This is a genomic window from Streptomyces sp. BI87, from assembly GCF_025957665.1.
In the GTDB taxonomy this organism is placed as follows: Bacteria; Actinomycetota; Actinomycetes; order Streptomycetales; family Streptomycetaceae; genus Streptomyces; species Streptomyces albidoflavus.
Map to the genome: position 1 here is coordinate 6,135,953 of NZ_CP110079.1, position 15,868 is coordinate 6,151,820.

19 protein-coding genes are annotated in these 15,868 nt (G+C 75.0%); 10 read left to right on the forward strand and 9 right to left on the reverse strand.

Annotated features, from left to right (window positions below; translation table 11 throughout):
- Positions 1 to 8 precede the first annotated feature (8 nt).
- Positions 9 to 1,235, forward strand: a complete 1,227-nt coding sequence (locus tag OIM89_RS27450) for an MFS transporter (protein WP_264491816.1) — start codon at positions 9 to 11, stop codon at positions 1,233 to 1,235.
- A 40-nt stretch (positions 1,236 to 1,275) separates the two neighbouring features.
- On the opposite strand, the gene OIM89_RS27455 is transcribed toward OIM89_RS27450, so the two are convergent.
- A complete protein-coding gene (locus OIM89_RS27455; protein ID WP_247861106.1) occupies positions 1,276 to 1,902 on the reverse strand; it encodes a LysE/ArgO family amino acid transporter in 627 nt (208 codons plus the stop codon).
- Positions 1,903 to 1,990: 88 nt separating this feature from the next.
- Here OIM89_RS27455 and OIM89_RS27460 point away from each other — a divergent pair, with 88 nt between their 5' ends.
- Both OIM89_RS27460 and OIM89_RS27465 read left to right on the forward strand, forming a co-directional pair.
- Positions 1,991 to 2,902, forward strand: a complete 912-nt coding sequence (locus tag OIM89_RS27460; protein WP_078858130.1) for a LysR family transcriptional regulator ArgP — start codon at positions 1,991 to 1,993, stop codon at positions 2,900 to 2,902.
- A gap of 143 nt (positions 2,903 to 3,045) precedes the next feature.
- Complete coding sequence (locus OIM89_RS27465) at positions 3,046 to 3,894, forward strand: spermidine synthase (RefSeq protein WP_030695222.1); 849 nt, start codon at positions 3,046 to 3,048, stop codon at positions 3,892 to 3,894.
- Here the strand turns inward: OIM89_RS27465 and OIM89_RS27470 are convergent.
- Positions 3,850 to 5,292: an MFS transporter gene (locus OIM89_RS27470; protein WP_264491693.1), complete on the reverse strand. Its 1,443-nt coding sequence runs from the start codon at positions 5,290 to 5,292 to the stop codon at positions 3,850 to 3,852. The genes OIM89_RS27465 and OIM89_RS27470 overlap by 45 nt on opposite strands.
- A gap of 103 nt (positions 5,293 to 5,395) precedes the next feature.
- Positions 5,396 to 6,505, reverse strand: coding sequence for a hypothetical protein (locus OIM89_RS27475; protein ID WP_175458810.1), 1,110 nt, complete (start codon positions 6,503 to 6,505; stop codon positions 5,396 to 5,398).
- 135 nt (positions 6,506 to 6,640) lie between these two features.
- Between OIM89_RS27475 and OIM89_RS27480 the strand changes: the two genes are divergently transcribed.
- From OIM89_RS27480 to OIM89_RS27500, 5 genes are all read left to right on the forward strand, one after another.
- Positions 6,641 to 7,078 carry a DUF4442 domain-containing protein gene (locus tag OIM89_RS27480; RefSeq protein ID WP_030695225.1) on the forward strand — a complete coding sequence of 146 codons (438 nt, stop codon included), beginning with the start codon at positions 6,641 to 6,643 and terminating at the stop codon, positions 7,076 to 7,078.
- Positions 7,079 to 7,249: 171 nt separating this feature from the next.
- On the forward strand, positions 7,250 to 7,891 hold the full coding sequence (locus tag OIM89_RS27485; protein ID WP_175458809.1) for a DedA family protein: 642 nt from the start codon (positions 7,250 to 7,252) through the stop codon (positions 7,889 to 7,891).
- Between the two features lie 67 nt (positions 7,892 to 7,958).
- A complete protein-coding gene (locus OIM89_RS27490) occupies positions 7,959 to 8,492 on the forward strand; it encodes a gamma carbonic anhydrase family protein (protein ID WP_047141905.1) in 534 nt (177 codons plus the stop codon).
- 91 nt (positions 8,493 to 8,583) lie between these two features.
- A complete protein-coding gene (locus tag OIM89_RS27495) occupies positions 8,584 to 9,336 on the forward strand; it encodes an acyltransferase (protein ID WP_047467757.1) in 753 nt (250 codons plus the stop codon).
- A gap of 89 nt (positions 9,337 to 9,425) precedes the next feature.
- Positions 9,426 to 9,998, forward strand: coding sequence for a helix-turn-helix domain-containing protein (locus OIM89_RS27500; RefSeq protein WP_030695229.1), 573 nt, complete (start codon positions 9,426 to 9,428; stop codon positions 9,996 to 9,998).
- 3 nt (positions 9,999 to 10,001) lie between these two features.
- Here the strand turns inward: OIM89_RS27500 and OIM89_RS27505 are convergent, their stop codons facing one another.
- The gene (locus tag OIM89_RS27505; RefSeq protein ID WP_151170144.1) at positions 10,002 to 10,418 is read right to left on the reverse strand and encodes a CoA-binding protein; all 417 of its coding nucleotides are present in this window, start codon (positions 10,416 to 10,418) and stop codon (positions 10,002 to 10,004) included.
- A 118-nt stretch (positions 10,419 to 10,536) separates the two neighbouring features.
- Here OIM89_RS27505 and OIM89_RS27510 point away from each other — a divergent pair, with 118 nt between their 5' ends.
- Positions 10,537 to 11,163, forward strand: a complete 627-nt coding sequence (locus OIM89_RS27510) for a YigZ family protein (protein WP_030695231.1) — start codon at positions 10,537 to 10,539, stop codon at positions 11,161 to 11,163.
- Positions 11,164 to 11,176: 13 nt separating this feature from the next.
- On the opposite strand, the gene OIM89_RS27515 is transcribed toward OIM89_RS27510, so the two are convergent.
- From OIM89_RS27515 to OIM89_RS27535, 5 genes are all read right to left on the reverse strand, one after another.
- A complete protein-coding gene (locus tag OIM89_RS27515) occupies positions 11,177 to 11,758 on the reverse strand; it encodes a DsbA family protein (RefSeq protein ID WP_030695232.1) in 582 nt (193 codons plus the stop codon).
- 70 nt (positions 11,759 to 11,828) lie between these two features.
- Complete coding sequence (locus tag OIM89_RS27520; RefSeq protein WP_030695233.1) at positions 11,829 to 13,064, reverse strand: mannosyltransferase family protein; 1,236 nt, start codon at positions 13,062 to 13,064, stop codon at positions 11,829 to 11,831.
- Positions 13,064 to 13,471 (reverse strand): hypothetical protein, encoded by a 408-nt coding sequence (locus OIM89_RS27525; RefSeq protein WP_264491694.1) that lies wholly within the window; start codon positions 13,469 to 13,471, stop codon positions 13,064 to 13,066. The genes OIM89_RS27520 and OIM89_RS27525 overlap by 1 nt, the downstream gene beginning before the upstream one ends.
- Positions 13,464 to 13,991 (reverse strand): SigE family RNA polymerase sigma factor, encoded by a 528-nt coding sequence (locus tag OIM89_RS27530; protein ID WP_175458212.1) that lies wholly within the window; start codon positions 13,989 to 13,991, stop codon positions 13,464 to 13,466. The genes OIM89_RS27525 and OIM89_RS27530 overlap by 8 nt, the downstream gene beginning before the upstream one ends.
- A gap of 76 nt (positions 13,992 to 14,067) precedes the next feature.
- The gene (locus OIM89_RS27535; RefSeq protein WP_047467752.1) at positions 14,068 to 14,841 is read right to left on the reverse strand and encodes an AraC family transcriptional regulator; all 774 of its coding nucleotides are present in this window, start codon (positions 14,839 to 14,841) and stop codon (positions 14,068 to 14,070) included.
- Between the two features lie 94 nt (positions 14,842 to 14,935).
- On the opposite strand from OIM89_RS27535, the gene OIM89_RS27540 reads away from it, so the two are divergent.
- Positions 14,936 to 15,745: a TSUP family transporter gene (locus tag OIM89_RS27540; protein ID WP_175458213.1), complete on the forward strand. Its 810-nt coding sequence runs from the start codon at positions 14,936 to 14,938 to the stop codon at positions 15,743 to 15,745.
- The last annotated feature ends 123 nt before the right edge of the window (positions 15,746 to 15,868 follow it).

Sequence of the window (15,868 nt, forward strand, 5' to 3'; positions counted from 1 at the left end):
CCCAGGACATGGCGGTGGCCGAGCGGCCCGCCTACCGCGACGCCAACGTCCTGCGCTGGCTGACCGCGTACACCGCGTCCGTCGCGGGCGATGTCGTCTTCTTCCTCGCCCTGTCCTGGGCCGCCACGCGTGCCGGCGGGCCCTCGCAGGTGGGGCTGGTGGTCGCGGCGGGGGCCGTTCCCCGTGCGGTTCTCATGCTCGGCGGTGGTGTGGTGGCCGACCGGTTCGGGCCGCGCCGGGTCGCCGTCCTCAGTGACGGGGTCCGCTGCGCGGTGATCCTCCTCGCCGCCGCGGCCCTGGCGCTGGCGCCCGCGCACCTGTGGCTGCTGGCCCTCGTCGCGCTGATCTTCGGTGTGGTGGACGCGGTGTTCATGCCGGCGGTGGGAGCGCTGCCGCCGCGCATCACGACAGCCGACCAGCTCGCCCGGGTCCAGGGGATGCGCGGGCTGTCGATCCGGGTGAGCAACGCCGTGGGGCCGCTCGTGGCGGGGGCCGTGCTGGCAGCCGGGGGAGCGGAGGGCGCGTTCACCGTGGCGGGGGTGCTCTTCGCCCTCTCCCTCGCCGCGCTGCTCACCGTGCGCGTCACCCCGGTGGCCGGCCCGCCCCGCCGTGACTCCGCACGAGGGGAGTTGAGGGACGGCCTGCGCTACGTCCGCCGCCATCGGCTGCTGGCGCCGCTGGTCGTGGTGATCGGGCTGAGCGAGATGTGCTTCAGCGGGCCCGTGGCCACCGGCCTGGTGCTCCTGGCCGACGAGCGCGGCTGGGGCGCGGTGGGCGTGGGGTGGGTGGCGAGCGCGTTCAGCGTCGGCGCCACGGCCTCCGCCCTGCTGCTCACCGTGGCACCACGCGTGCCGAGGGCGGGGGCGGCGATGGCGGCGGCCCTGCTCGTCACGGCCGCGGGGGCCGTGGGCCTGGGACAGGCTCCCTCGCTGACCACGGCTGTCGTCTTCGGCGCTCTGACCGGCCTGACCAGCGGATTCGCCACCACCTTGACGGGGGCGCTGGTCCAGACGGCGACCGACCCCCGCTACCTCGGCCGCGTCACCTCGGTCACCACCCTGTGCACCCTCGGCCTGGCCCCGGTGCTCTTCCCCGCCGTGGGCGTCACCGTGGAGCTCTGGGGAGCGGCCACGTTCTTCGCCGGGTGCGGCGCGATCTGCCTGCTCGCCGCGGGGCTCGGTCTCACCGTCCCGGTGCTGCGCCGCGCCGAACTCCCGTCGCTCAGACCCGCGTAGCCGGCGGACAGGGGCCTTGCGTGGGGCGTCTTCTCGCGGCTCAGAGCGTGCGGAGCAGCAGCATCGCCCCCATGGCGAGCATCGTGACGGCCACCAGGGAGTCGAGCACCCGCCAGGCCGCCGGGCGGGCCAGCACCCCGCTGAGCAGGCGGGCGCCGTAGCCGAGCCCGGCGAACCACGCCAGGCTGGCCAGCATCGCCCCGGCGCCGAAGACCCAGCGCAGCGAGCCCCGGTCGGCGGCGATCGAGCCCAGCATCAGCACGGTGTCCAGGTAGACGTGGGGGTTGAGCCAGGTCAGGGCGAGGCAGGTGAGGACCGCCGCCCGGACGGAACCCGTGGTGGTTCCCCGGGTGGACAACCCCTGTCCGTCGCCGGGCCGCAGGGCGCGGACGGCGGCCAGGGCGCCGTAGCAGAGGAGGAAGCAGCCGCCGGCCAGGCCGACGACGGTCAGGGCGGCGGGCCAGGCGGTGACCACGGCTCCCAGCCCCGCGACGCCGAGGGCGATCAGGACCGCGTCGGAGAGGGCGCAGATGACGACCACCGCGAGGACGGCCTGGCGGCGGAGGCCCTGGCGCAGGACGAAGGCGTTCTGGGCGCCGATCGCGACGATCAGGGAGAGGCCGGTGCCGAATCCGGCGGCGGCCGCGGGGACGAAGCTGCTGGTCATGCCGGTAACGCTAGGAATCCGGCCACCTTCAGTCCAGCTAAAGTTTCTTACGTACCATGAGCGCAGCTGAAGAGGGAGGGTGAACCGGATGGCCATGACCGACCTGCCGTTCGAGCAGGTGCGCACGCTGCTCGCCGTGGTGGACGAGGGCACCTTCGACGCCGCCGCGAAGGTGCTGCACGTGACCCCCTCCGCGGTCAGCCAGCGCATCAAGGCGCTGGAGCAGTCCACCGGGCGGGTGCTCCTGATGCGGACCAAACCGGCCCGGCCCACCGAGTCCGGGCAGACGGTCGTCCGGTACGCGCGTCAGCTGGCGACGCTGGAGCGGGAGGTGCGCGCCGGTCTGGGCGCGGCCGAGGACGGCTCGCCGGCCCGGCTGCCCATCGCGGTGAACGCCGACTCGCTGGCCACCTGGTTCCTGCCCGCGCTGACGCGGGTGCCACAGCATCTGCCCGTCTGCTTCGAACTGCACTGCGAGGACGAGGCGTACACCGCGACGCTGCTGCGGGAGGGGCGGGTGATGGCGGCGGTGACCTCCTCCGCGGAGCCGGTGGCGGGGTGCACGGCGCGTCCGCTCGGCCTGGCCCGGTACCTGCCCTCGGCCCGGCCGGAGTTCGTCGAGCGCCATCTCTCCGCGGGCCCGCTCGCGGAGTGCCTGCCCGAGGCCCCGGTGGTCGTCTTCGACCGCAGGGACGAGCTCCAGGACACCTTCGTCCGGGAACTGACCGGCGGGGCACGGGGAGCGAGCCGCGTCCGGCACTACGTCCCCACCTCGGAGGGTTTCTGCGACGCGGTGGCCGCCGGACTCGGCTGGGGGCTCCTGCCGGAACAGCAGGCGCTGCCCCATCACCGCTCGGGCGCCCTCGTCGGATTCGCCCCGGAGCGGCCGCTCGACGTCCCCCTCCACTGGCAGCAGTGGAAGCTGGACGTGCCGGCCCTGGCCCTGGTCGCCGAGGCGGTCGCCACGGCTGCGGCTCGGGCCTTGCACGCACCGGGGTGAGGCCGCCGTCCACCGACGGTCGGCGGGGACGACGGTTCCGTGCCGGCCCGGCGCCACGCGTTGCCCCGGGCCTTCCTCGGGCGACCCCGTCCCGCCGGCGGCGGGAGTGACACCGGCCCCGCCCCCCGGGGCACAATGCCGCAGTGACCGACTCCCTCCCCGTGATCCGCGCCGTCGACGGCGGCACCGCCCGCCTGCTGCCCGACGTCGACCGCCCCCGCGCCTGGCTGCTGACGGTGGACGACGCACCGCAGTCCTACGTGGACCTCGACGACCCCGCGCACCTGGAGTTCGAGTACCAGTGCCGGATCGCCCACGTCCTCGACACGCTGGCGGCGGGTGCCCGCGACCTCGTCCACCTGGGCGGCGGCGCCCTCACCCTGCCCCGCCGGATGGCCGCCGTCCGCCCCGGCGTCCGCCAGCGGGTGGTGGAGTACGACCGGGCGCTGAGCGGCCTGGTCCGCGAACATCTGCCCTACGGCGGCGACGCCTCGGGGATCACGGTGCACGGGGCCGACGCCCGGCAGTGGCTCGCCGAGGCGCCCGGGGAGAGCGCGGACGCCGTGGTCGGCGACGTCTTCGGCGGTTCCCGGGTGCCCGCCGGGCTGACGACGCTGGGCTGTGCCCGGGACGTGGCCCGGCTGCTGCGGCCGGGCGGCGTGTTCGTCGCCAACCTGGCCGACGGCGCGCCCTTCGCCTTCCTGCGCTCCCAACTGGCGACGTTCGGCGCCGCCTTCGCCCATGTGGCACTGGTCGCCGAACCGGGCGTGCTGCGCGGGCGGCGGTTCGGCAACGCCGTCCTGGTCGCCTCAGGACGGCCGCTGGACACCGCGGAACTGGCCCGCAGGACGGCGGCCGACCCCTTCCCCGCGCGGGTGGTCGAGGGGGACGAGCTCCGCGGGTTCACCGGTTCCGCCCGTCCGGTCGGGGAGGACGAGGCGGTGGGCTCACCCGTCCCGCCGGGCGGCACCTTCCGCGTCGGCGGCGTCTGAGGCGGACTCGGGCGCCGGAGCCGGCACGGAGGTGGCGGCCGCCACGACCGCGCCGGCCCCGGGACCGGAAACGGTGTCGACGCCCGGCACCGGTACGGCCTCGGGGGCAGCCTCGCCCTCCCCGGCGTTGTGCTCCGCCTCCGGCGGTCGGCGCGTCATGGTCCGTACCTCCGGGACGAAGAGCACGGCGGCGGTGACCAGCACGATGAGGACCGCCCCGCCCCAGAGCGCGTTGCTCCGGCCGAAGGCCGACTCGGCGGGGCCCGCCAGCGCGGTCGCCAGCGGCACCATGCCGATCGAGCCCAGCCAGTCGTAGGCGGACATCCGGGAGAACTTCTCCTCCGGGATCTCCTGGTGCATCGTGGTGATCCAGGCGACGCCGAAGAGTTCGATGGCCACGCCGCTGACGAACATCACCCCCGCCAGGCCGAGAGCCGGGAGGGGGACGGCGAGCGCCGCCGAGGGCAGGGCGAGGGCGAAGACGCTCAGGGTGCCGGCCAGCAGCAGCCGTCTGGGCTGCCAGCGCATCATGAGGACCGCGCCCACCACGGTGCCCACCCCGAAGGCCGCGAGGGCGAACCCCCAGGGCGCGGGCCCGCCGAGATGGTCCCGGGCGACCAGCGGTCCGTAGACCGACTCGGCGGCGCCGACCACGGCGACCACCACGGAGAACTGGGCGACGATGCTCCAGAACCACGGCCGGGCCAGCGCCTCGTGCCATCCGTCCCGCAGGTCGGCGAGGAGGCTGCCGCCCTGCGCCCGGCGCGGCATGCCGCTGAGGTCGAGCAGGGCCCGCAGCCCGGCCGAGACGGCGAAGGCGGCGGCGTCCACCGCGAGCACCCAGCCGGGGCCGATCACGGCGACCATCGCGCCGCCGAGCGCGGCCCCGCCGATGGTGGCGCCGTTCATGGTCAGCCGGAAGACCGCGAACCCCTTCGAGGCGTGCTTCCGGTCGACGGTGGCCAGCAGCATGCCCTCGGCGGCGGGGGAGAAGAACGCCTGCCCGGTGCCGCCGAGCGCGGCGAGCAGCATCATCTGCCACAGGAGCGGCGAGCCCGCCAGGACCAGCACGGCGAAGGCGGCCTGGGAGAGACAGTTGAGGAGGTTGGCGGTGACCATCACCCGGTGGCGCGGCAGCCGGTCCGCGACCGCGCCGCCGATCAGCAGGAACAGGATCAGCGGGACGGTCCTGGCGGCGGCCACCAGACCGACGTCGCCCGCGTCACCGCCGTGCTCCAGGACGGCGAAGGCGGCGGCGATCAGCGCGCCGTGGCTGCCCAGCGAGGTGATGAAGGCGGCCGAGGTCAGCAGCGTGAAGTTGCGGCTCGCCCAGTCGGGCATCCGGGGCAGCAGGCGCGCTGCCGAGGGGCGCGGCGGGGTGGGGGATGCGGTGCTCACCGCTCGACTCTGCCTGCCGGGCCCCGATGTGGCCAAACGGTTATCGGAGCGTGCCCGGGTGGCGGGGCCGGTGCCGGCCACCCGGGGGCCCCGAGGGCGTGGCTCAGCCCGTCGGCTCCTCCTTGGTGAGCCGCACGGTGCTCAGGATCTTCTGGATGGTGTCCTCGGCGAGTTCGTCCTTGACGCCCTTGGCACCGTAGAGGTTCCAGGTGACGAAGTCGCCGGCGCCGTTCTGGAAGGCGAAGGTGATGGCCTTGCCGTCGCTCGCGCACTTCCCCTTCTGCGGCGTGTTCTCGGAGTGCGCGGTGATGACGCTGCCCTTGAGCCCGGACTTGGTGGTGTACGGCTTGGGCTTGCCCTGCTTGACGCTCTTCTTGTCGGGCTCGGTGTAGCCGCCGAAGATCCACCACGGGACCCGGGTCACGGCGGCCTCGTCGGTGTCCTTGGCGCCGTTCTCCCCGCGGGTGCCGGCGGTCGCCAGCGAGGTGTCGCTGGTGGAGCCGTCCTTGTCCGGGTCGTCGGTGCACCACTTGGGCTTCAGCTCGGCGGGGGCGGTGACCGTGGTGCGGTCCCACTCGCCGTCCTCGTTCTCCCACTCGAAGCCGATGCTGGTGTCGGTGGAGCGCAGCTCCCAGCCCTCGGGCACGTCGAAGACGGTGCCGAAGCGCGGATTGACCACCGCCGTCCACCCGGCGATGGTGGGCTGCTCGCCGTTGCTGCCGTCACGCGGGTTCTCGGGCTTCTCGCTCGGCTCCTTCTCGGCCGGCTCACCCGACTTCCCGGCGGAGGCGGCCGGGGTGGGCTTGCCGTCGGCCTCGTCCTTCTTGCCGTCGTCCCCGCCGAACACCAGGAAGCCGGTGACCGCCGTCGCCACCACGACCGCGGTCGCCGCGACGATGGCCACGATCGTGGTCTTCTTCCGGTCGTCCCCGGGCGGCTTGGAGGCCCCCATGGGCACGGTCTGCGCGCCCCACTGGCCGGGCTGACCGGGCTGGCCCGGCTGCGTCTGATACGGCGTCTGCTGGTACCCCGGCTGCTGATAGGGGTTCGGCTGCTGGTACCCCGGCTGCTGGTACGGGTTGGGCCCCGGCGCGGGCGTGCCGCCCGGAACGGGTGGATTCTGACCCTGCTGCGGAGTTCCTCCCGCGTTCGGATTCTGGTTCTGGTCCTGCGGGTTCTGCTCGCCCCCGGGCGGCTGCTGTCCTGGCCACATGGCCAGTAACCATAGAGGCCGCGGGAGGGTCGCTGCCACGCCCGTGCTGTCCCGACTCCGTCACGACCGCCGCCGGGAAACCATGGCCAACTCTCGCTACCCGTGGGTAACATCCGGCCCATGAGCGCAGAACGGATGTCCATCGGCGAGATGCTCGCCGCCACGGTCCCCATGGTGCGGACCCTCGACCTCACTTTCGGCGAGGTCACCGCCGAGCGGGCCGTGGCCCACCTCCCCGACCAGGCCGCGTACCACAACCACGTCGGCGGTCCGCACGCCGGAGCCATGTTCACGCTCGCCGAGTCGGCCAGCGGGGCCATCGTCCTCGCCGCCTTCGGCGACCAGCTGACCCGCGCCGTGCCCCTCGCCGCCAGCGCCGACATCCGCTACCGCAAGCTCGCCCTCGGCCCGGTCACCGCCACCGCCGTCCTCGGCCGCCCGGCCCCCGAGGTGGTCGCCGAACTCGACGCGGGCACCCGCCCGGAGTTCCCGGTCCACGTCGAGATCACCCGCGAGGACGGCGCCGTCACCGGCGAGATGACCGTGGTCTGGACCCTTCGCCCCAACAGCTGACCGGCCCGGCACCCCCGGCTCCCCGGCAGTGGCGCCGGGGAGCCCGCCCCACCCCCTCCCACCGGCCCGGACACCCCGGCGGCCGCGGCGTCCGGCCCCTCGCGGTCCAGTAGGCTGCGCGCGTTCGTGCCCGGAATCCGCGGGTCCGGCGCGATGCGGGAGGAACCGACTGTGCACGTGCAGGAGTGGCTGGAGACCGTCCCGGCCGTCAGCGTCTACGCCCTCGTCGGCGTGGTCATCGGCCTGGAGAGCCTCGGCATCCCGCTGCCCGGCGAGATCGTCCTCGTCTCCTCCGCCCTGCTCGCCTCCCAGCACGGCGACATCAACCCCTACGTCCTGGGCGCCTGCGCCTCGGCCGGCGCGATCATCGGCGACTCGATCGGGTACGCCATCGGCCGCAAGGGCGGCCGCCCGCTGCTGGCCCGGCTCGGCCGCAGGTTCCCCCGCCACTTCGGCGAGGCCAACATCGCCCTGGCCGAACGCTCCTTCCAGAAGTGGGGCATGTGGGCCGTCTTCTTCGGCCGCTTCGTCGCCCTGCTGCGGATCTTCGCGGGCCCCCTCGCCGGCGTCCTGCGCATGCCGTACTGGAAGTTCCTGATCGCCAACGTCACCGGCGGCATCGTCTGGGCGGGCGGCACCACCGCCGTCATCTACTCGCTGGGGATCGTCGCCGAGGCGTGGCTCAAGCGGTTCTCCTGGCTGGGCCTGGTCCTCGCCGTGGTCATCGGCGTCACCACCACCCTCGTCCTCAAGCGCCGCGCGCAGAAGGCCGCCGCGGCCCTGCCCGGCTCCCCGGCCCTGGCCACGGAGTGAGCAGGGCGGTCGCGTACGGTGCTCCCGGCGCGAGGCGCGTCACGGCGTACCAAGTGATGGAGGCGGCATGGCGGACGGGACCACGGTCCTCGCGATCGGCGGCAAGGAACCGGAGATCGACCCGGGGGCCTTCACGGCACCGGGCTCCGTCGTGATCGGGGACGTCGTCATGGCCGAGGGCTCCAGCCTCTGGTACAACGCCGTGCTGCGCGCCGACTGCGGGCCCGTCAGGCTGGGCGCCGGCAGCAACATCCAGGACAACGCCACCGTCCACGTCGACCCCGGCTTCACCGTCACCATCGGCACCGGCGTCTCCGTGGGCCACAACGCCGTGCTGCACGGCTGCGTCATCGAGGACGACGTCCTCGTGGGCATGGGCGCCACCGTCCTCAACGGCGCCCACATCGGCGCCGGTTCGCTCATCGCGGCCCAAGCCCTCGTCCCGCAGGGGATGCGGGTGCCGCCCGGCTCGCTGGTCGCCGGGGTGCCCGCCAAGGTCCGCCGCGAACTGACCGAGGAGGAGCGCGAGGGCATCCGCTTCAACGCCGACGGCTACCGCGCCCTCGCCGAGGCCCACGGGAAGGCCGTCGCCGGGGAGTGAACGGCGGGCCGGGCCGGGCGGGGCGGGGCTGGGGTGAAGATCACAGGTCCGGGCGGGTACCGGCGGCCCTACCGGTGAGTACGGTGGCCGGGTGCCGAAGAACCCCCTGACCCCGCTCACCCGCGGCCTCGCGCGCGGCGGCGCCCGCCTCGCGCACGCCGCCGTGCAGACCGGCCGCCGCTGGGTGCGCCAGGCGGGCACCGTCACCGCCGAGCACCCGGGGCGGCTGCGGTTCGGCGCGCTCGGCGACGGCACCCGCATCGCCTACCCGCAGGGCACCATCTTCGGCGAGCCCTGGATACGCGTCGGCGCCTTCTGCATCATCGCCGAACAGGTCACCCTCACCGCCGGACTCATGCCCGACCTCGACCTCGGCCCCGACCCGATCCTGCACATCGGCGACGGCGTCGTCCTCGGCCGGGGCAGCCACGTCATCGCCGACACCACCGTCACCATCGGCGACAACTGCTACTTCGGCCCGTACGTCTACGTGACCTCCACCAACCACAGCTACGACGACCCGCACGAGCCCATCGGCCGCCAGTGGCCCCGCACCGACCCGGTGTCGATAGGCCCCGGCTGCTGGATAGGGACCGGCGCCGTGATCCTGCCGGGCGCCCGGATCGGCCGGAACGTCGTGGTGGGCGCGGGCTCCGTGGTGCGCGGCACCGTCCCCGACCACGCGGTGGTCGCCGGCGCCCCGGCCCGGGTGGTCCGCCGCTGGACCGAGGAGGAGGGCTGGCAGCCGCCGCTGCGCACCCCGCCTCCCGTGCCGCTCCCCGAGGACGTGACCCCTGGTCAGCTGCGGGCGCTGGCCGCCTGGGAGGCGGAGAGCAGCGGCTGAGGGCGCCGCCCGAGCCGTCCGCGCACCCCGGGCCGGCGCCACCTGGTGCAGTAGATTGACCGCCTCGCCTCTCCCTGCCTGGACGGAATGTGTCGGATCTCGATCTGCTGACCCGGTCGCTCGCCCGCAACGTCAGACACTGGCGCGCCGAGCGCGGCTTCACCCTCGACGCGCTGGCCACCCGCTCCGGGGTGAGCCGGGGCATGCTGATCCAGATCGAGCAGGCCCGCACCAACCCGAGCATCGCCACCGTCGTCAAGATCGGCGACGCCCTCGGCGTCAGCGTCACCAGCCTCCTCGACTACGAACGCGGGCCGCGCGTACGGGTCGTCGCGCCCGAGGCGACCGCGACCGTCTGGGACACCACCGGCGGCAGCCACGGCCGCCTCCTCGCCGGCGCCGAGGCACCCGGCCCGCTCGAACTCTGGGAGTGGCGGCTCATGCCCGGCGAGGGCAACAGCTCCGACCCGCACCCCCAGGGCACCTGGGAGATCCTGCACGTCACCGCCGGCACCCTCACCCTGACCGTCGACGGCGCCTCCCACCGGGTCCCGGCCGGCTCCAGCGTCGCCTTCGCCGCCGACGCCCCGCACGCCTACCGCAACGAGGACGGGGAGGCGGCGGAGTTCACCATGGCGGTGTCGGTGCCGGGGGTGCGCTGAGCCTCAGCCCAGCGCCGGGATCTCGATAGCCGGGCACCGGTCCATGACCATGTCCAGGCCCGCCGCCCGGGTGCGCTCGTAGGCGGCCTCGTCGACGACGCCGAGCTGGAACCAGACCGCCTTCGCGCCGGCCGCCACCGCCTGGTCGGCGACCTCCCCGGCGAGGGCGGAGTTGACGAAGACGTCCACCACGTCGACCGGGAAGGGCACCGCGTCCAGCGACGGGTACCCCCGCTCACCGTGGACCGTCTCGGCCTTCGGGTGCACCGGCACGATCCGCTTGCCGTACCGCTGGAGCACCCGGGCCACGCCGTACGCGGCGCGCTCCTCGTTGGCGGAGAGGCCGACGACCGCCCAGGTGTCGCCGCTCTCCCGCAGGACGCGGCGGACGGTCTCGCTGTCTCCGTAAGGCTCCGGCATGAGGCTCTCCTCGGTTCGTACGACGGCCGCCGGCACGCGGCCTGTCCGGGCAACCCCGCGCGCGGCGGTGCCATTCCCCGCCCTGCGGCCCGTCCAGGGTGCCGCATAGGCTGGCCCGATGCAGGACGAGTACCGCACCGTGGCCCGTGAGGGCGTGCACGAGACCGAGATCAACCGTTCGCGTTTCCTGTGCACCCTGGCCCCGGCGGCCACCGAGGAGGAGGCCCAGGCGGTGATCGCCCGCGTCCGCCGCGCCCACGCCGACGCCACCCACAACTGCTACGCCTACGTCATCGGCGCCGACGCCTCCGTGCAGAAGGCCGCCGACGACGGCGAACCGGGCGGCACGGCCGGCGTCCCCATGCTCCAGATGCTGCTGCGGCGCGACATCCGGTACGCCGTCGCCGTCGTCACCCGCTACTACGGCGGGGTCAAGCTCGGCGCCGGCGGCCTCATCCGCGCCTACGGCGGCAGCGTCGGCGAGGCCCTGGACGCGCTCGGCACCCGGACCCGGCGCCGGTTCCGGCTCGCCTCGGTCACCGTCGGCCACGAGCGCGCCGGACGCCTCCAGAACGACCTGCGGGCCGCCGGACGCACCATCCGGGACGTCCACTACGGCGAACGCGTCACCCTCGACATCGGACTGCCCGACGCCGAGGTCGAGGCCTTCCGCGGCTGGCTCGCGGACGCCACCGCGGGTGAGGCGGAGTTCCGGGCCGGCGGCGAGGCGTACGGCGACGCCTGAGCGCGCCCGGCCCTCACACCCGGGGCAGCTCGGCGAGGAACGCCTCCGGGCTGACGGCGTACCCCATCGGGTTGATGACCGGCAGCGGCGTGCCGTCGAGCAGGACCGTCGGGGTGCCCTGCACACCGCTGGCCTCGAACGCCGCCGAGACCTCCCGGGCCCACGGCAGGTACGTGCCCTCGCGGACCTTGCGGTCGAACTCCCCGCCGCGCAGCCCGTCCACCTCCCCGGCCAGGGTGAGCAGGGTGCCGGTGTCGGCGAAGGCGTCCACCTCCTCGGCCGGCTGCTCGGCGAAGAGCACGTGCAGGTACTGGGCGAACTGCCGCTGCCCCTCGTCGGCGGCCGCGCCGAGCGCGCTCAGCCCGGTGAGCGAGCCGCTGCCGCCCACCCCGTCGTCGATGACCGTCGCGAACCGGTAGTGCAGGGTGAACCGCCCCTGGTCGGCGGCGTCGGTCATGACCGTGCCCAGCCCGTTCTCCATCCGCTTGCAGAACGGGCAGCGCAGGTCGAGGTGGACCGTGAGCCGGTGCCGGTGGTCCGGTTCCCCGTAGACGACGACGGTGCTGCCGGGACCGGTGGTGTGCGAAGGAGCCATGGCTTCAGGCTGGGCAGCCGGGGCGGGCGGCGCAACGCGGGGGAGCGGCCGATCGGGTGAGGGCGCGCCGCTACCCCGCCCACCGCCCGGAGAGGAAGGTGACCGCGAGGATCGTCGTCAGCGGCCCGGCCAGGCAGAGGTAGACCGCCTTCACCCGGGGTCTGCGCAGGCTCAGGGCGGCCAGCCCGACCCACAGCGGCCACCACAGGAGGGTGGACCGGGGCAGGGACATGTACCAGTACGAGGTGCCGAGGGCCGCCAGGGTGAGGCCGAGGTAGGCGGCCTCGGGCCACAGGCGCCGCCGCGCGAGGACGCAGAGGAGGACGATCCCCACCACCATGGCCAGCAGTTCGGCCTGGAACATGAGGGCGTACCCGGTGGGGTGGCGGTCGCCGAAGGCCGCCTCCCAGGTGGCCGACCAGGCGTCCCAGGGCAGGTGGAAGGTCCGGTACCAGCCGCGTTCCTGGGCGTGCTTCCACGCCGTCCAGTCGCCGGTGTGCGCCGCCAGGTACCCGCCGTACAGCAGGAGGGGGGCGGCCGGCAGCGCCAGCCAGGGCAGGGCGCGCAGCCGCCCGCCGGCGCGGGTGGCGGCCACGAGGTGGACGGCGAGGGCGGCGGCCAGGAAGAGGCCGCTGACGCGCACGGTGGTCGCCAGCGCGGTCAGCAGGGCGGCGAGCGCCCAGTGGTGCCGCAAGGCCGCCAGCCAGGCGGGGAGGGCGAGCGCGAGGAAGAGCGCCTCGGTGTAGCCCGCGACCAGGAAGACCGCGCACGGCGACACCAGGAAGAAGAGCACCGTGCGCCGCCCGGCCTCCGCGTGGGCGGTGTACCAGCGCGCGGTACGCCCCAGCGCCACCACGGCCACCGCCCCGGCCACCAGCGAGATCAGCAGCCCCGCCGCGGTCCAGTGCGGAACGACGGTGTGCACCGCGCGCAGCAGCATCGGGAAGCCGGGGAAGAACGCCTCCCGGTTGTCCCCGTACGTGGCGCCGCTCCCCATCGGTCCGGGGAAGTAGCCGTCGCGGGCGATGTGCAGGTAGTGGTGCCAGTCCCACCGCTCGAACGCGGTCAGGAGCGGGGCCGGTTCGCGCGCCCCGGGGCGGTCCGGGAAGAGCAGGCGGGTGCAGTAGGCCGTCCCCCACAGCGAGATCCGGGTCAGCAGGTAGAGCCAGAGCGCCTCGCGGTCGCCGCGGTCCAGCAGACGGGCGGCGCGCCGGCGGCACCGTGCGGCCCACCCGGGGGACGCGGGCTCGGGCGCGGGTGCGTGCTCGCGTGTCGCCGGGGCGGGGCCGAGGGTCATCAGGGACATCAGGCAGCGCCCGGAGTGGTACGGGTCGGCGTCGGCGGCCGGGTCGTGGGAGCGTCGGGAGGGGTGGAGCCGTCGGTGGTCGGGGGCGGAGAGGTCCACCCGGGCGAAGGCCCCTCCGTGGGCCCCTGCGACGGGCTCCGGTCCTGCGGCAGGGGAACGGGCGGGGCCGGGGACGGGACGACGGCGGGCGGCGCGGGCGCCGGGGCCTGGGGCAGCAGGGTGAGCGCGGCGGCGCCGCCGGTGCCGGCCACCAGGCAGAGGCCGGCCACCGCCACCGCGAGCCGGCGCCGGTGCGTCCGCCGGCCGCGCTCGGCGACGTACGCCACCGGAGCGGGCCGGGCCCGGCGCACGCCGTCCTGCCCGGCCTGATGGAACAGGGACCGCAAGGGGTCCGGGGTGTCAGACAACGGGGCCCTCCTCGAAGTGGACGTCGCGCAGGTGGCGGGCGAGCGCGGTCCGCCCGCGCGCCAGGTGCGTCTTGACGGTGCTGGGGGAGAGCCCCGCCTCGTGGGCGATCTGCTCGACGGTCAGGTCGCAGAGGTAGTGCAGCGTCAGGGTGCGCCGCTGCTGGGCGGGCAGTTCCCGCAGGGCGTCGACCAGCACCACCTGTTCCGGTCCTGGCTCCGGCACCTGGCCCGGCGGCGCGCCCCGGCGCCGCCAGGCGTCGGCCGTCCGGCGGTGCCCGCGCCAGCGGCTGACCGCCAGCCGCCAGGCGACCGTCCGTATCCATGCCTCGGGGTGGCCGTCGCGGTCCAGTTGCCTGCGGCGGGACCAGCCTTTGACGAAGGCCTCCTGCACGACGTCCTGCGCCTCCTGGAGGTCACCGAGCATGACGTACAACTGGCCGGTGAGGGCGGCCGCCTTCTGGGCGTAGAAATCCTCGAACTCCTCGACGGTCAACGTGCTCTCCCGGGTCTCTTGCTTCACGGGGCATACGCCCGCCGAGGGGCGTTCGGGCGACAGCCGGACCGCTACTCCCGCGTGACGGTGATCACATGGCGGGTCAGGAGCGGTTCGCGGGCCCCGCGAACCGGGACGGCGGCATGCCGAAGCTCCGGGTGAAGGCCGCGGTGAACGCGGCGGGCGAGGCGTAGCCCGCGCGGCCCGACACCTCGGTGACCGACCGTTGGCGCAGCAGCGGTACGGCCGCCAGCAGGCGGGCCCGCCGGCGCCAGACGGCGGGGCTGTCCCCGGTCTCGGCGCGGAACCGCCGGGTGAAGGCGCGTTCGCTCATCGCCACCCGGGCCGCCCAGGCGGCGTTGGTGGCGCCGGCGTCGGGAGCCGCGAGGTAGGCGTGGCAGAGCCGGGCGAGATCGGCGGAGGCGGGGACCCGCAGGTGGAAGGGGAGCGGCGAGCCGGCGTCGATCTCGTGCAGGATCAGGGTGGCGACGGCGCCCTCCCGCCCCGACAGGCTGTAGCCGGCCTCGAAACCGACCGCCACCGCGAGGAGTTCCCGCAGCAGCGGGGAGACCTCGACCACCGTGCAGGAGGCGGGCCACCAGGGGACGGCGTCCGGTTCGACGTACAGGCTGCGGGTGCTCACCCCCAGCATCCGCACCCGGTGCCGGGTGGCCGCCGGGATGAGGACGGCCCGTTCGGGCGGGACGGTCCAGGAGCCGTCGGCGGTGTCGACGACCATGACGCCGGTGGCGCCGTAGAGGAACTGCGCCCGCCGGTGCTCGTGCCAGTCCAGCAGGTGCCCGGGCGGATAGTCGGTGCCGATCGGCAGGACGGCCCGCTCGACGTGGTCCACCTCGTCCAGGGGGATGTTCCGCACCGGGTCACCGTACCCGCGCCCCTGGCCGGGTCGCGAAGGAATCGTGCCGGGCATCGCATGCGGGCGCCCCCGGGTGGTTGGTGAGGTGGGGGCCATGGATCTGCTGGTGCTGCTCGGTGTCGGGCTGCTGACGGGAACGACCACGGTGCTCTTCGGCTTCGGCGGGGGGTTCGTCACCGTGCCGGTCGTGGTGTGGGCCGACTCCGCGCTGGGCGGGGACGCGACGCGGGTGGCGGTGGCCACCTCGGTGGTGGTGATGGTGGTGAACGCCGGTTTCGCCACCGCCGTCACCCCGCGCCGGACCCTCGCCACGCTCCGGGGCGGCGGCCCGCTCCTCCTCCTGCTGGCCGCCGGCGGCGCGGCCGGCGCCCTCGCGACCCGCCTCGCCCCGGCCGCCCTCACCCACTGGGCGTTCGTCGCCTACACCGCCGTCACCCTCGCCGACGTCCTCCTGCGGCCTGGCTTCCTGCGCCCACGCGGACAGGCCGACGCGTCCGTGCCGCCCCGCCCCCTCCCGGCCCTCGTCGGCGCGCCCGTGGGAGCGGTCGCCGCCTTCCTCGGCGTGGGCGGCAGCGTCATGACCGTCCCCGCCATGCGACGGGCCGGCCACCCGATGCGCGTCGCCGCCGCCCTCGCCAACCCCCTCACCCTGGCCCTCTCCCTCCCCGCCGCCGCCCTCCACCTCGCCCTCGCCTCCGCCACCACTCCCGCCCCCGCCGTCGCGGACGGCGCCCTGGCCGGCCTCGTCGACCTCCGGGCCGCCACGGCCCTGCTCCTCGGCGCCCTGCCCGTCATCGCCCTGCTGCGCCGCCACCCGCCCCGCGTCCCGGACCGCGTCCACGCCTGGGCCTACGCGGGGCTGCTGGGAGTGGTCGTGGCCGCGATGGTCCTCTCGGGCCCGTAGCCGCCCCGCCGGATCAGTCGATCCAGACTCACCGGAACCGGGCATTCCGCCCGGGCCCGTGACCGGGTTGTCGGTGGCCGGCGTTAGCGTGGTGCGTGCCGGTGTCGGGCCGGTGTGGGCGGG

What these genes read in the sequence shown, in the direction of transcription:
- OIM89_RS27450 (WP_264491816.1), top strand. Translation starts at nt 9, where the DNA reads ATGGCGGTGGCCGAGCGGCCCGCCTACCGCGACGCCAACGTCCTGCGC.
- OIM89_RS27455 (WP_247861106.1), bottom strand. Translation starts at nt 1,902, where the DNA reads ATGACCAGCAGCTTCGTCCCCGCGGCCGCCGCCGGATTCGGCACCGGC.
- OIM89_RS27460 (WP_078858130.1), top strand. Translation starts at nt 1,991, where the DNA reads ATGGCCATGACCGACCTGCCGTTCGAGCAGGTGCGCACGCTGCTCGCC.
- OIM89_RS27475 (WP_175458810.1), bottom strand. Translation starts at nt 6,505, where the DNA reads ATGTGGCCAGGACAGCAGCCGCCCGGGGGCGAGCAGAACCCGCAGGAC.
- OIM89_RS27480 (WP_030695225.1), top strand. Translation starts at nt 6,641, where the DNA reads ATGTCCATCGGCGAGATGCTCGCCGCCACGGTCCCCATGGTGCGGACC.
- OIM89_RS27490 (WP_047141905.1), top strand. Translation starts at nt 7,959, where the DNA reads ATGGCGGACGGGACCACGGTCCTCGCGATCGGCGGCAAGGAACCGGAG.
- OIM89_RS27505 (WP_151170144.1), bottom strand. Translation starts at nt 10,418, where the DNA reads ATGCCGGAGCCTTACGGAGACAGCGAGACCGTCCGCCGCGTCCTGCGG.
- OIM89_RS27510 (WP_030695231.1), top strand. Translation starts at nt 10,537, where the DNA reads ATGCAGGACGAGTACCGCACCGTGGCCCGTGAGGGCGTGCACGAGACC.
- OIM89_RS27515 (WP_030695232.1), bottom strand. Translation starts at nt 11,758, where the DNA reads ATGGCTCCTTCGCACACCACCGGTCCCGGCAGCACCGTCGTCGTCTAC.
- OIM89_RS27520 (WP_030695233.1), bottom strand. Translation starts at nt 13,064, where the DNA reads ATGTCCCTGATGACCCTCGGCCCCGCCCCGGCGACACGCGAGCACGCA.
- OIM89_RS27540 (WP_175458213.1), top strand. Translation starts at nt 14,936, where the DNA reads ATGGATCTGCTGGTGCTGCTCGGTGTCGGGCTGCTGACGGGAACGACC.